The 12,685-nt window shown below is 70.7% G+C and carries 14 protein-coding genes; 7 read left to right on the forward strand and 7 right to left on the reverse strand.

Translation table 11 applies throughout. The features are described 5' to 3' along the window. Positions 1–40: 40 nt before the first annotated feature. Positions 41–586, reverse strand: coding sequence for a hypothetical protein (locus A9X03_RS27190; RefSeq protein WP_067754119.1), 546 nt, complete (start codon positions 584–586; stop codon positions 41–43). Between the two features lie 303 nt (positions 587–889). On the opposite strand from A9X03_RS27190, the gene A9X03_RS27195 reads away from it, so the two are divergent. The 4 genes from A9X03_RS27195 (at position 890) to A9X03_RS27210 (ending at position 4,507) form a co-directional block, all read left to right on the forward strand. Beyond that, positions 890–1,234, forward strand: coding sequence for a DUF732 domain-containing protein (locus A9X03_RS27195; protein ID WP_068263900.1), 345 nt, complete (start codon positions 890–892; stop codon positions 1,232–1,234). Between the two features lie 179 nt (positions 1,235–1,413). Continuing rightward, positions 1,414–1,698, forward strand: coding sequence for a DUF732 domain-containing protein (locus A9X03_RS27200; RefSeq protein WP_197498986.1), 285 nt, complete (start codon positions 1,414–1,416; stop codon positions 1,696–1,698). A gap of 20 nt (positions 1,699–1,718) precedes the next feature. Next, positions 1,719–3,119, forward strand: coding sequence for a mannitol dehydrogenase family protein (locus A9X03_RS27205; RefSeq protein WP_068263904.1), 1,401 nt, complete (start codon positions 1,719–1,721; stop codon positions 3,117–3,119). Next, a complete protein-coding gene (locus A9X03_RS27210) occupies positions 3,116–4,507 on the forward strand; it encodes an FGGY family carbohydrate kinase (RefSeq protein ID WP_068263907.1) in 1,392 nt (463 codons plus the stop codon). Before A9X03_RS27205 ends, A9X03_RS27210 begins: the two co-directional genes overlap by 4 nt. On the opposite strand, the gene A9X03_RS27215 is transcribed toward A9X03_RS27210, so the two are convergent. Beyond that, entirely contained in the window at positions 4,504–5,994 is a 1,491-nt protein-coding gene (locus A9X03_RS27215) for a bifunctional phosphatase PAP2/diacylglycerol kinase family protein (RefSeq protein WP_068263910.1), read from the reverse strand. The genes A9X03_RS27210 and A9X03_RS27215 overlap by 4 nt on opposite strands. Positions 5,995–6,022: 28 nt before the next feature. Between A9X03_RS27215 and A9X03_RS27220 the strand changes: the two genes are divergently transcribed. Beyond that, positions 6,023–6,808, forward strand: a complete 786-nt coding sequence (locus tag A9X03_RS27220; protein ID WP_068263915.1) for a hypothetical protein — start codon at positions 6,023–6,025, stop codon at positions 6,806–6,808. On the opposite strand, the gene A9X03_RS27225 is transcribed toward A9X03_RS27220, so the two are convergent. From A9X03_RS27225 to A9X03_RS27235, 3 genes are all read right to left on the reverse strand, one after another. Beyond that, positions 6,784–7,455: a GAP family protein gene (locus A9X03_RS27225; RefSeq protein ID WP_067754147.1), complete on the reverse strand. Its 672-nt coding sequence runs from the start codon at positions 7,453–7,455 to the stop codon at positions 6,784–6,786. The two genes, A9X03_RS27220 and A9X03_RS27225, sit on opposite strands and share 25 nt — an antisense overlap. A 10-nt stretch (positions 7,456–7,465) precedes the next feature. Further along, positions 7,466–8,116 (reverse strand): GAP family protein, encoded by a 651-nt coding sequence (locus A9X03_RS27230; RefSeq protein ID WP_067754130.1) that lies wholly within the window; start codon positions 8,114–8,116, stop codon positions 7,466–7,468. An 80-nt stretch (positions 8,117–8,196) separates the two neighbouring features. Beyond that, positions 8,197–8,505 carry a hypothetical protein gene (locus A9X03_RS27235; protein ID WP_067754133.1) on the reverse strand — a complete coding sequence of 103 codons (309 nt, stop codon included), beginning with the start codon at positions 8,503–8,505 and terminating at the stop codon, positions 8,197–8,199. Positions 8,506–8,614: 109 nt separating this feature from the next. Here A9X03_RS27235 and A9X03_RS27240 point away from each other — a divergent pair, with 109 nt between their 5' ends. Continuing rightward, the gene (locus A9X03_RS27240; protein ID WP_067269225.1) at positions 8,615–8,842 is read left to right on the forward strand and encodes a hypothetical protein; all 228 of its coding nucleotides are present in this window, start codon (positions 8,615–8,617) and stop codon (positions 8,840–8,842) included. 56 nt (positions 8,843–8,898) lie between these two features. Then, the gene (locus A9X03_RS27245) at positions 8,899–10,416 is read left to right on the forward strand and encodes a glycosyltransferase family 39 protein (RefSeq protein ID WP_067754136.1); all 1,518 of its coding nucleotides are present in this window, start codon (positions 8,899–8,901) and stop codon (positions 10,414–10,416) included. On the opposite strand, the gene A9X03_RS27250 is transcribed toward A9X03_RS27245, so the two are convergent. Continuing rightward, entirely contained in the window at positions 10,417–11,244 is an 828-nt protein-coding gene (locus A9X03_RS27250) for a family 16 glycosylhydrolase (protein ID WP_067754140.1), read from the reverse strand. 160 nt (positions 11,245–11,404) lie between these two features. Further along, positions 11,405–12,424, reverse strand: coding sequence for an NADP-dependent oxidoreductase (locus A9X03_RS27255; RefSeq protein ID WP_067782504.1), 1,020 nt, complete (start codon positions 12,422–12,424; stop codon positions 11,405–11,407). Positions 12,425–12,685: the final 261 nt, after the last annotated feature.

The raw sequence follows: 12,685 nt of genomic DNA on the forward strand, positions 1-12,685 counted from the left end.
GGTTTCGACCAGCGGGTCCGTTCCCGTCGTGAAGTGGAACTCAGTGTGCGCCAGGGCCGGGAGCAACCGGCTGACCGGGCTGGGGCCCTCCGGCCGGCGCGGGGCCGGTCGGGGCATCCTTGACCCCCGACATGTCGACGAGCGGGGCTCCTTCGAGGGGCGCACCGGCCGCCAGGGGCCCACCGAGGGCAACCAGCGGAGCGCCGGCGGGCACCACCGGCGCGATGGGCAGCGGCGCGCCCAACGGCAGCGGCAGCGGCGCGCCCAAGGGCAAGGGCACGGGAGCGCCGACCGGCAACGGCCCGGGCACGGCCAATGGCACACCGGCCATGTCGGTGAGCGGCGCGCTGGCCGCGCAGACCTGGGCGGTCGGCGCGCCACCGGCGGCCGCTCCGCCCGCGGCGCCGGGCCCGGCCAGCGGCGCGCCCGCGACGGGGCCCCCGACCTCGCCCGCCTGCCCCTGAACGCAGGCGTAGCCGCCCGTCTTCAGGGGAGCGGCTGCCGCATCCGGGCTCAACGCAAGTGCGGCTCCGCACAACCCAAGGCTGGCAACTACTTTCATGTTGAACCGATCGACGATCGCCATCAGCGCCGACTCTCCTTTAATTCGCGCTCACATATCTGATGCAGCAGATAACGAGCCAATTGTCGGTAGTCACCACGAAACGCCCGAGGCGGCGCACCGCGCCGTATCCAAATGGTGACGTCACAAGGGCGTCACGAGCCGGGTACGCGGCCGCGCAGGGCAAAGACCTCGTCGCAGCAACGTTGCGGTCTGGCCGATCCGAATTTTTCCGCAGCTCATTCCCAGGGAATTTTCGGCGACCCAACATGTCTTAAAGGTTCTATAGAGGTAAACGAACGGTGAACGATCAAAGGGAGGATCGCCATGCCGGGACAGCGGGCCTACGGCCGATTCATCAAGACAGCGCTAGTGAGTGGCCCCGTCCTGGTGGCCGGTGTCGCGTTGGCAGGCCCGGCGCACGCGGACGCGACCACGTTCGTCAGCGACCTGCACAAGAACGGGATCCATGCGGTCAGCGGCGGTGACGCGGCGCTGGTGCAGATGGGCCTGAGCGTCTGCCAGCAACTGTCGTGGGGCGCCCCGCCGTCGCAGCTCGAGGGTCTGGCGTTGCAGCGCTCCGACAGCCGGCAGGGCGCCGGCGGGATCACCCCTCAACAGGCCGACGACGTGGTCATCGACGCCGTCCGCGATCTGTGCCCGGACGCATAGCCATCGGTCTTTGCCCACAATTCATCATCGGGATTTATCTTCCCCAGCGTGTTTGGCGGCGCTTTCGTGTAAAAGTGCATCATCCGCGATTCGGGCACGGGACGAAGGAGAACATTTCGATGGCAGCACAGCGGCCCTATGGCCGGTTCATGGGCGCAGCGTTCGCAGGCGCCCCACTTATGGCCGCGGGCATCGTCTGGGCCAGCCCGGCCCGGGCCGACGCGGTTGCCTTCATCAACGACCTGCACAACGCCGGCATCCACGCCGTCAATGGCGGCGACGACGCGCTGCTGCAGATGGGGGCGGACCTGTGCCAGCAGCTCTCCTGGGGCGCCTCCCCGCAACAGCTCGAGGGCCTGGCGATCCAGCGCTCGGACGCCGACCAGGGCACCGGCGGAATCAACGGCCGGCAGGCCGCGGACGTCGTGATCTTCGCCTTGCGCGATCTCTGCCCCAACGCTTAGCGGTGAGCTAAGTTGCGGGAATGGAGCTGAGCGCGCGCAACCTGGGCGCGCTCGGCATCCCCGTCCCGGCCTACGACCGCAGCCAAATCAGAGTCGGCATCGTGCATTTCGGCGTCGGCGGCTTCCACCGCGCCCATCAGGCCATGTACATCGACAGGCTGCTGGGCGACGGGCTCGCCCAAAACTGGGGAATCTGCGGTGTGGGCGTGCTGCCCGATGACCGGCGCATGCGCGACGCGCTGCGCGCCCAGAACCACCTGTACACGTTGATCCTCGAACACCCGGACGGCACCCGGGAGCCCCGCGTCATCGGCTCCATCGTCGACTTCCGTTACGCCCCAGACGATCCCGATGCGGTCATCGAGCTGCTCGCCGCCCCGACCACCCGGATCGTCTCACTCACCATCACCGAAGGCGGCTACCACCCGCCGCTGAGCGACGTCTACCCGCTGGTGGCCGAGGCGCTGAACCGGCGCCGCGAACGCGACCTGCCCTCCCCCACGATCGTGTCGTGCGACAACATCGTCGAGAACGGGAGCGTGGCGCGGGACGTGTTCACGTCGTACGCCGAGCGGCTCAGTCCCGCACTCGCACGGTGGATGCGCGAGCACACCAAGTTCCCCAACTCGATGGTCGACCGGATCACCCCGGCCACCACGCCGGCCGCGATCGAGCGGCTGCACACCGAATTCGGCGTGCGCGACGCCTGGCCGGTGGTCGCCGAGCCGTTCGCCATGTGGGTGCTCCAGGACGACTTCGCCGACGGCCGGCCGCCGCTGGACATGGCGGGAGTCCAGCTGGTCGACGACGTGGCGCCGTATGAGGCGATGAAGCTGCGGCTACTCAACGCGGGCCACCAGGGCCTGTGCTACTTCGGGTACCTGGCCGGGTACCGGCTGGTGCACGAGGCCGCCCGTGACCCGCTGATCGCCGAATTCCTGCACCGCTATTGGGAATACGAGGCGATGCCGACCCTCACCCCCGTCCCCGGACTGGCCGACTTCAAGGACGGGCTCCTCCCCCGCTTCGGCAACGCCCACGTGCGCGACACGGTCGCCAGGCTGTGCGCCGACTCGTCGGAACGCATCACCAAGTGGCTGCTGCCCGTGGTCGCCGACAACCTGCGACGCGGCGGGCCGGTCGGGGTGTCCGCTGCGATCGTGGCCAGCTGGGCGCGCTACGCCGAGGGCGTCGACGAAGACGGTCGGCCGATCGAGGTGGTGGACCGGCTCGCCGGCACGCTCGTCCCCATAGCCCGTTCCCAGCGCGACGACCCGACCGCGTTCCTCGCCAACCGGGCGGTGTTCGGCGACCTCGTCGACCAGCCCCGCTTCGTCGAGCCCTACCTGTGGACGCTGGACTCCCTGCACCGCAGCGGCGCGCGGGCCACGCTCCGGGCACTCGTCGAGGCCCGCGAATGACGCTGGTCGCCGGCGTCGACTCCTCGACGCAGTCCTGCAAGGTGCTGATCTGCGACGCCGCGACGGGTGAGGTGGTCCGCGAGGGGCGGGCCGACCATCCGGGCGGGACCGAGATCGACCCCGCCGCATGGGAATCCGCCGCCCGCGCGGCGATTGCGTCCGCGGGCGGCCTGGACGGCGTGGAGGCGATCGGGGTCGGGGCGCAGCAGCACGGCATGGTGTGTCTCGACGCGAGGGGCGAGGTGGTGCGGCCGGCGCTGCTGTGGAACGACGTGCGTTCGGCCGACGCGGCGCGCGCGCTCACCGACGAGCTCGGCGGCGCGGGGGCGTGGGCCCGGGCCGTCGGCGTGGTGCCGCTGGCCGCGATCACGGTGGCCAAGCTGCGCTGGCTCGCCGACCACGAGCCGGGGCACGCCGACCGCACGGCGGCCGTCTGCCTGCCGCACGACTGGCTGAGCTGGCGGTTGCGCGGGGACACCGACATCGCGGCGCTGACCACCGACCGCAGCGACGCCAGCGGGACGGGCTATTACGACGCGGCGGGCGGCTCCTACCGCGTCGACCTGCTCGAGCTGGCCATGCGGGGCCGCCGCCCGCGCCTGCCCGCCGTGCTGGGCCCGTCGAACGCAACCTGCAGCGGCACAACCACATTCGGCGCGGGTCTCGGCGACAACGCCGCCGCGGCGCTCGGCCTCGACGCCGACGAGGGCGACGTCATCGTGTCGGTCGGGACATCGGGCGTGGTGGCCGCGGTGACCGCCGGCCCGGTCCGCGACGACGCGGGCTTTGTCGCCGGGTTCGCCGACGGCACCGGCCGTTACCTCCCGCTGGTGTGCACGCTCAACGCCGCCCGGGTGCTGGACGCGGCCGCCGCCATGCTGGGGGTCGACCACGACGGCCTGTCGGAGCTCGCGCTGTCCGCGCCGCCGGGCAGCGCCGGGCTGGTCCTGGTGCCCTACCTGGAGGGTGAGCGAACGCCCAACCGCCCCAACGCCTCCGGCGCGCTGCACGGCCTGCGTGTCGCGAACGCCGCGCCGGCCAACCTGGCCCGGGCCGCGGTGGAAGGGCTGCTGTGCGGGCTCGCCGACGGACTCGCCCACCTGGCCGCGCACGGCGTGGTCGCGCGGCGCATCCTGCTGATCGGTGGCGGCGCGGGGTCGCGGGCCGTGCGCGTCATCGCCCCCGCGGTGTTCGGCGTACCCGTCTCGGTGCCCGCGCCGGGGCAGTACGTCGCGCTGGGGGCGGCGCGGCAGGCGGCCTGGGCGCTGAGCGGATCGGCGCGACCGCCCGCGTGGGCCCGACCCGGAACCGAGGAGTACACCGCCGACCCCACGCCGGAGGTGCACGAGCGCTACGCGCGGGTGCGGAACCTGACCGAGGGGGCCTAGTCGCAGGGGCGGAACACCGGCAGCACCCGGTATTTCGCGGAGAAGCTGGCCTTCTCGTATTCGTCGCCCACCTCGCCGTCGCACGCGATGACCGTCGGGCCGTCGACGGCGGTGAACGCGAACTCCGGCACCTGCAGCTCGTGATACAGCGGGCTGCGCTCCAGCCGCCCCAGCGCGAGCGCGGTCAGGATCCTGGTCCGCCACCACCGACGTCCCGCCTCGAGCATCCGGACGTCGATCAGGCCGTCGTCCATCCGGGTCCGCCGCGACGGGGCGAACCCGGTCGGCAGGTACAGCGAGTTGCCGAGGAAGAACAGCGACGTCAGCAGCGTCTTGTTGTCGTAGGAGATCCGGACCGGCTCGTCACGGCGCAGGGTGTGCAACATCGCGTAGAGACCGGCCAGCGGCTTGCCGATGCGCTTCTCCAGCTTCTCGCGCTGCTGCACGAAGGTCGGGTAGGCGCCGATGCTCGCCGTGTTGAGGACCATCTGACTTTCGTTGAGGCACACCAGGTCCACGCACGCCACGCTGCCCCGGCGGATCGCGTCGACGGTCTTGGCCACGGTGTCGCAGCCGATGTCCTTCGCGAAGTGGTTGAACGTGCCGGCGGGGAACACGGCCAGCGGCAGCCCGGTCTCGATAGCCACTCCTGCCGCGGCCGCCACCGTGCCGTCGCCGCCGCCGACGGCGAGCACCTCGGCGCGCTCGGCGGCCTCGCGCAGGACCTGCTGCGGGTCGTCGTCGGGGCCGAGTTCGCGGATGTCGGCCCTCGGCAGCGCGTCGCGCACCTCGTCCACGACACGGGACCCGGTGCCGCTGCCCGATTCGGGGTTGATGACGAGCACCACCCCGGCGCCGTCGGGGCGTTCGGGCGCCGGGACGCGAAGCGGTTCGGCCTTGGGCAGTGCGGTTTCGACGATCGGCGGGACGAGCCGGCCGCCCAGCACCGCCACGCCCGCCCCGATGCCGAACCCGGCGACGACGTCGCCCGGGTAGTGCGCGCCGGTCACCACCCGCGAGAGCCCGACCAGCCCGGCGAGCAGCGCCAGCCCGAAACCGAGCATCGGGTTCTCCAGACCGACCCCCACGGCGAACGCGGCGGCGCTCGCCGAGTGCCCCGACGGGAAGGAGTTCGACGTCGGGCGCCGGCGGACCTGCCTGACCAGCGGCACCAGCTCGTAGCCGGGGCGCGGGCGGCGGCGGATGCGTTTGGCGACCTGGTTGGTGACCAGGCTGCTGACCGCGAGCGACACCACGCCGCGCGCCGCGCCCCGCTGGGCGCTCTTACTTCCGGTCGCCGTCAGCGCCGCGGCGATGGCGAACCACAGCTTGGAGTTGTCGGCGGCCCGGGTCAGCGGCGGCATGACCGTGTCCAGCAGCGGCGTGTCCGTCTCGGCGATCGCCTCGAAGAGCTCCCGGTCGAGGGTGCCCAGCCCCTGGGTGATTTGTTTGATGCCGCGCGCGCGTTGCCAGGGCCGCCTGTTCATTCGCTACACCCTAAATTGGTTGGCGGACATGGACGCACCGGGCTACTTCCAGGCATGGCGGGACAACGCCGCGCGGCGGGGCGTGGCCCCGGACGTCGTCGCGGAGATCGCCCGGCGACACGCCATCACCCCGGACGCCTTTCGGGTGCTCGGGAAGACGGCGGAGATTCGGGACCCGGACGGCAAGTCCTTCTTCCTCCTGCCCCGCGGCATCGGCGGCGGCGACGCCCGCGCGGCGACGCTGTGCACCTACGTCCTGAACGCGGGCACCGGCTACGGCAGGAAGGGGGCGCACCGCACCGACTTCCCCCCGACGCCGTATGGCGCGGCAGAAATCACACGAATCATGCGGCGGCAGAACGCGAACGGCTGGAGCTACACCCGCGACGTCAGGTTCGTGGATCGCAACGGCGGGCGGCTCGTCGCGACGCCGAACGGCATCCTGATGGGCCTGGGCGGCAACTGGATCCAGCGCCAATTCTGCCGGCGCGGCGGCACCACCTGGGGTGACATCTTCATGGTCAACGTGGGCGCGGTCACCGACCCCGCGGGATGGCTTCGCCGGATCGTCGAGTCCGGGCATGCCTGGTACGTCCGCGCCGACGGGACGCCCGTGCAGAGCCGCCTCGACCTGGATCGCGTGCTGCACCACGAGGAGCGGCACTGCCGGCAATGGGCGGAGAAGGGCTACGTGGGCATGCTGCGGGATTACGGCCGAGAGTTGGTCCGCGAATACGCCTTCGGCGCGATCAACAGGCTCGAGGAGGACGCGGGACTGGCCGACGGCGGCTATAGAGCGTCGATCCCGTGGTAGAGCACCATGGCACCGATCAGGACCAGGACCGCCGCCAGCAGGGCGGCGTTGTTGCGGTCCATCCAGTCTTTGAGACTCGCCAGCGTGTCGTCGAGGCGGCTGCCGGCCGCCGCGTAGGCCAATATCGGGATGGCGACGCTGGACGCGGCGATCGCGACGAAGAACGCGGCGGCCAACCAGTCACCGGCGAGGCCGAGCCCGGCGGTGCCGATGCCCAGTCCGGCCGGGACGCAGATGAGCAGCACATCCGGCCGCACCACCGCCAGGACCGCCCCCATGATCCCGGCCCGGGCGGGGGTGATGGTGGCGAACGAGCGCATCCATTTCGGCGACTCGGTGTCGCCGTGCCGGTTCAGCCATTTGTAGATGCCGTACACGATCAGCCCCGAACCCAGCACCACGCGCAACCACGACGACCATCGCGGCGGCGACTTGTCGAGACCGCCGAGCAGGTGGGAGGCCGTGACGGCGAGCGCCGTGAGCGCGGCAAGGGTCAGCGCCCAGCCGGCCAGGAACGCCAGGCCGGTCGGCCGCGGCCGCGGCGCCTGCAGCACCAGCACCGCCGGGATGACCGTGAGCGGCGAGAGGGAGATGACCAGTCCAAGCGGAACGAGCCCGGTGAGCACGGTGCCCCAGCTACCTGCCATGGGCAGCAATCTACAGGGCGTGAATCCCGTTGTAGAGCACCATCAAACCGATCAGGACCAGGATTATCGCGAGCAGCGTCGCGTGGTTCTCCTCCATCCAGACTTTGAGGCGCTCCAGCGGATCGTCGAGGCGGTCGCCGGCGCCGGCATACGCCAATATCGGGATGGCGACGGTTGACGCGGCGATGACGACGAACACCGCGGCGGCCACCAGCTTCCCGGCCGCGTCGAGGCCGCTGCTGCCGACGGCCAGGCCGGCCGCCGCGCACATGATCAGCACCTCGGGCCGCAGCACCACCAGCACCGCCGCGGTCACGCCGGCGCGCGCTGGGCTGAGTGTGGAGAACGAGCGCATCCAGCGCGGCATGCTGCCGTGCCGATGCCGGGTCAGCCATTGGTAGCCGCCCAGTGCGATCAGCGCGGACCCCAGCACCACCCGCACCCACGACGCCCAGGTTGGCGGCGCCTTGTGCAGGCCCCCGAGCAACTCCGAACCGCTGACAAACGCGGCGGTGAGGGCCGCCAGGCCCAGCACCCACCCGGTGAGGAAGGCGAGGCTGGCCGGCCGCGGCCGCGGCGCGTGCAGAACCAGGACCGCCGGAACCACCGTGATCGGCGAGAGCGCGATGACCGCCGCCAGCGCGACGAGTTTGGTCAGCACCGAACCCCAACTTGCGTCCACGGGCAGCAATCATCGCATTGGGGTGCCGCGCCCGCATGGGTCCGGCGTAAGCGCCGCCCTCAGAACGGCTTTCGGCGCAGCGTCCAGGCGGGCACCCAGTGCGTGACGGTCTTGCGCTGCGAGCCGTAGGCGACCGGGTAGGTGACCAGGCCCCACCAGTCGCCCTGCTCGCAGAGGCCCCAGCAGCTGAGCAGTCCCTCGACGACCTTGTGCAGTTGCAGCCCGTTGGGCTGGTACCGGCCGGAGCGGTGCGGCTCGCGCGGGAACAGCACCGTCAGGTCCACCAGGACCGCGAGCGGTGGCCGCACCACCCGGAACGGGCTGCGGACCGGCTGGCCGTTGTACCCGATGGACGCGAACTGCCCCATCGATCGATCATACGTTCGAATGGGAGGTCGGTTCGCCGAGTTTCCCGTTTCCGAGCCCGCGGCCGGGCCGGTGGATATAGTCGGCTCAGCTAACAAGGGGAGGTCCCAGATGAAGATGGCTTGTGCCGCTGGCCTATTGGCCTTGGCCGGGTTGCTCACCACCGGGGTGGGCGTGGCCGGTGCCGACCAGGTGGAGGTCGAGGGCAACTATTCGAGCCTGGCCGGTTGCGAGGCGGACGCCCCGAACGTCGAGATCACGCACAACGACCACCTGTACACCCATTGGGACTGCCGCCAGGGCTCCGACGGCTTCTGGCACGTGTGGCTGCTCAACTGACGCGGGCGTAGGCGACCAGCGGCGGGAACCCGATCGGGCTCTGGCACCATAGCGGCGTGCGGAACCCGCTTCGCCGCCCGTCGGCCGCGCTGGACCCGCTGCTCGTCGGGCTGCTCGCCGTCGCGGTGAGCCTGGGCGGCGCGGGCCGCCCGTCGTTCTGGTACGACGAGGCCGCCACCATCTCGGCCGCATACAGTCGTTCGCTTGCCCAGCTGTGGCGGATGCTCGGCAACGTCGACGCCGTGCACGGCCTGTACTACCTGCTGATGCACGCCTGGTTTCAGGTCTTCCCGCCCACCGAGTTCTCCTCGCGCGCCCCGAGCGGCCTGGCCGTCGGGGGCGCGGCCGCCGGAATTGTGGTGCTGGGCAGGCAGTTTTCGTCGCGCACCGTCGCGGTGGCGTCCGGCGTCTTCTGCGCGGTCCTGCCCCGCACGACGTGGGCGGGCATCGAAGCCCGCCCCTACGCGCTGTCGATGATGGCCGCCGTGTGGCTGACGGTGCTGCTGGTGCTCGCCGCGCGCCGCGACACCGGTTGGCTCTGGGCGGCCTACGGCCTAGCGCTGGCCGCGTCGATCGCGCTGGAGGTGTACCTCGCGCTGATGATCGCGGCGCACGTCGTCCTGCTGGTCGCATCCCGTTGCGGGCGAGGGGTTTTACTGCGGTTCGCCGTCACGGCGGCGTTCGGGGTCGGCGCCATGGCGCCCTTCTTGGTGACGGTCGCGGGGCAGGCGCATCAAATCAGCTGGATCGCGCCGATCGGCCGCCGGACGCTCGAAGACGTCGTGGTGCAACAGTATTTCGAACGCAGCCCCCCGTTCGCCGTGCTGTCGGCGCTGGTGATCGCGGCGGCTATCGTGTTGTGGCTCAGCAGGTCCGCGCCGTTGGCGCGGTCCGACGGGCAGCTGCTGGCCCTCGCGGCGGCCTGGCTCGCGCTGCCGACCGCGGCGATCGTGGCCTACTCGGCGCTGGTGCACCCGATCTACACCCCGCGCTACCTTTCGTTCACGGCGCCGGGCATGGCGCTGATCCTGGGCGTCTGCACCGCCGCGGTGAGCGTCCGGCCGTGGTTGACGGCGGCCCTCGTCGCCCTGTTCGCCATCGCCGCTGCCCCCAATTACGTTCGGGCGCAGCGTAATCCGTATGCCAAGTACGGGATGGACTACAGCCAGGTGGCCGATCTGATCAGCGCCCGGGCGGCACCGGGCGATTGCCTGCTGGTGAACGACACGGTGACGTTCATGCCTGCCCCGATGCGCCCGTTGCTGGCGGCCCGCCCGGATGCCTACCGCAAGCTGGTCGACCTCACGCTGTGGCAGCGGGCGACCGACCGCAACGACGTCTTCGACACCAACCTGATTCCCGAGGTCGTCGCGAGGCCGTTGAGCCAGTGCGGGATCGTGTGGATCATCACCCAGGCCGACCCGTCACAGCCGGCGCACGAGGCCGGTCCGGCGATCCCGCCCGGACCGGTCTACGGGGCGACCCCCGCCTTCGCGGTCCCGCACGACCTGGGCTTCCGGCTCGTCGAGCGCTGGCAATTCAACCTGGTTCAGGTGTTCAAAGCGCAGCGCTAGTCACCAGATGCGGATGTAGTCGACCAGCATCGACGCCGGGAAGGTGCCCGCCGCCGGATCGCCGGCGCCGACACCGCCCACGGCGAGCGTGAACATCGGCGTCATCCAGTAGCCGGGAATGTTGAACGGCCACCGGAAATCGTCGGGGGCGCCACCGGCGACGTGGATGGGCTTGTTGGGGACCTTGAAGTATTCGGCGCCGTCCCGCGCGAATTCGAATCCCTCCTCGCCCCAGTGCATTCGCCAGGTGTGCCAGTTGCTGTCGACCAGGCCGGGGATCGACTTGCCTTCCCACGTCTTGCCGTTGGACGCCGCGTGGACGGTGGTGCCCGGCGCCCAGTTGCCGTTGCCGTACCACTCGAAGATGTCCACCTCGCCGTCGGGCAGCGGGTCCTCGTTGACGCCCCAGAACGACGGCCACAGGCCCGGGTACAGGCAGTCCAGCTTGATCCGCGCCTCCCAGGTCTGGTTGATCATGCTGCGGAAGTTGCCGCGCAGCTTGCCGCTGTAATAGGTGTTGCTCAGCAGGTCGTGGGTGGCGCACAGGACGAGATTGGAGTGCCCGTCGACGAACACGTTCTGGCGGTCGTTGCGGTAGATGCCCTCCACGGGCGGGAACACGTCGTCCTGCCAGGTCTGGATCGTCCACTTGCCGGGGTCGGGCGGGGAGCCCGCGGGGCCGTCGAACTCGTCGGCGAAGATGTAGGGCCCGCCGCCGGCCGAGGGTGGTGCCTGCGGCGCGGAGGGGGCGGCCCAGGCGCCCGGCAACCGCATCGCAGCCCCCAGCATGCCGAGCCCCGAGATCAACATCATGCTGCGACGATCCATCTACAACCCACCAATCGTGAAAGCCGTGTTTCGACCCAAGCCCGCCACCCCTAGGCAACTTTTGCAAACGGTGTTATGAAACCACGCGCCGGGGTGCCACGCATGCCACACCCGGGCCGTGGCGGCGACTTTTCGCGTGCTGAAGACACCGCGGGTCAGGTCAGCGGGAGGACGGTTCGCTCAGCTTGACCAGCGTCTTGCCGATGTTGACCCCGGTGAACAGTCCGTTGAGCGCGTCGACGCACGACTCGATGCCGTCGAAGATGGTCTCCCTGTGCTTGAGCCGGCCCTCAGCCTCCCACCGCCGCAGCGCCGCGAACGCCTCGTCGAAGCGTCCCCACTGGTCGAGGGCGTTGAATCCCTGCATCAACGCGGTCTTGGACAGCAGGTTGACGTAGTTGGCCGGACCGGGATGCTCGCCGGTGAGGTAGCTGGAGATGACCCCGCACAGGACGACCCGCGCGTGGGGGGCCAACCGGCCCAGCACCGCGTTGAGGATGGGGCCGCCGACGTTGTCGAAGTAGACGTCGACGCGCTTCGGGCAGTGCTGTTTGAGCGCCGCCGCCAGGTTGTCGTTCTTGTAGTCGATGCACGCGTCGAACCCGAAGTCCTCGACCACGGCCCGGCATTTCTCGGGTCCGCCGGCGATCCCGACCACCCGGGCGCCGGCGATCTTGGCGATCTGCCCGGCCACCGACCCGGTGGCCCCGGCGGCCGCCGAGACCACGACCGTCTCGCCCGGCCTCGGCCGGCCGATGTCGGTCATCCCGAAATACGCGGTGGCGCCGGTCGGTCCGTACACCGACATGATCGCCAGCTGGTCGTCCTCACCGGGGATGGGCGTGCTGAACAGGTCGTCGCGGATGATCGCGTAGTCGGAGAAGCCGGTCAGGGTGGTGACGACGTCACCGACGGCGTAGGCGTCGCAGCGCGAGGCGACCACCTCGCCGATCCCGGCGGCGCGGATCACCTCGCCGATCTGCACCGGCGGAAGGTAGCTGGGCTGGTCGTCGAGCCACGTGCGGGCGGCGGCGTCGATCCCGACGTAGGTGGTGCGCAGCAGCGCCTCGCCCTCCGCGGGCTCGGGCGCCGGCGTGGTGACCAGCTCGGTGTCACCCGGCTGAACGAGGCCGGTGGGGCGGCGGCGAAGGAGGACCTGACGGTTCGGCAACTCGGGCACGATGCAAGAAACTACCGAACCGGCCGAAATCGCCCGGGCGAATGGCATATTCAACCCATGGCAGCAAACGACGACCCGGAGGATCGGATCCGGGAACTCGAACGCCCGCTCGCCGACGCGGCGCGGGCATCCGAAGCGAGCAGCGCGCAACCCGCCGCCGAGGCCTACCAGTCCGGCCCGGCTTACCCGCCCGCACGTGGCTCGACGACCAGCCCAGCTACCTTCCGCCGGTGCAGATCGGCGAGGTGATCCGCGCCGCTG

Origin of the sequence: Mycobacterium sp. E1715, from assembly GCF_001667625.1 — a bacterium.
In the GTDB taxonomy this organism is placed as follows: domain Bacteria; phylum Actinomycetota; class Actinomycetes; order Mycobacteriales; family Mycobacteriaceae; genus Mycobacterium.

Coding starts and splice junctions, on each gene's coding strand:
- A9X03_RS27190 (WP_067754119.1), bottom strand. CDS start 586: ATGGCGATCGTCGATCGGTTCAACATGAAAGTAGTTGCCAGCCTTGGG.
- A9X03_RS27195 (WP_068263900.1), top strand. CDS start 890: ATGCCGGGACAGCGGGCCTACGGCCGATTCATCAAGACAGCGCTAGTG.
- A9X03_RS27200 (WP_197498986.1), top strand. CDS start 1,414: ATGGCCGCGGGCATCGTCTGGGCCAGCCCGGCCCGGGCCGACGCGGTT.
- A9X03_RS27205 (WP_068263904.1), top strand. CDS start 1,719: ATGGAGCTGAGCGCGCGCAACCTGGGCGCGCTCGGCATCCCCGTCCCG.
- A9X03_RS27210 (WP_068263907.1), top strand. CDS start 3,116: ATGACGCTGGTCGCCGGCGTCGACTCCTCGACGCAGTCCTGCAAGGTG.
- A9X03_RS27215 (WP_068263910.1), bottom strand. CDS start 5,994: ATGAACAGGCGGCCCTGGCAACGCGCGCGCGGCATCAAACAAATCACC.
- A9X03_RS27220 (WP_068263915.1), top strand. CDS start 6,023: ATGGACGCACCGGGCTACTTCCAGGCATGGCGGGACAACGCCGCGCGG.
- A9X03_RS27225 (WP_067754147.1), bottom strand. CDS start 7,455: ATGGCAGGTAGCTGGGGCACCGTGCTCACCGGGCTCGTTCCGCTTGGA.
- A9X03_RS27235 (WP_067754133.1), bottom strand. CDS start 8,505: ATGGGGCAGTTCGCGTCCATCGGGTACAACGGCCAGCCGGTCCGCAGC.
- A9X03_RS27240 (WP_067269225.1), top strand. CDS start 8,615: ATGAAGATGGCTTGTGCCGCTGGCCTATTGGCCTTGGCCGGGTTGCTC.
- A9X03_RS27250 (WP_067754140.1), bottom strand. CDS start 11,244: ATGGATCGTCGCAGCATGATGTTGATCTCGGGGCTCGGCATGCTGGGG.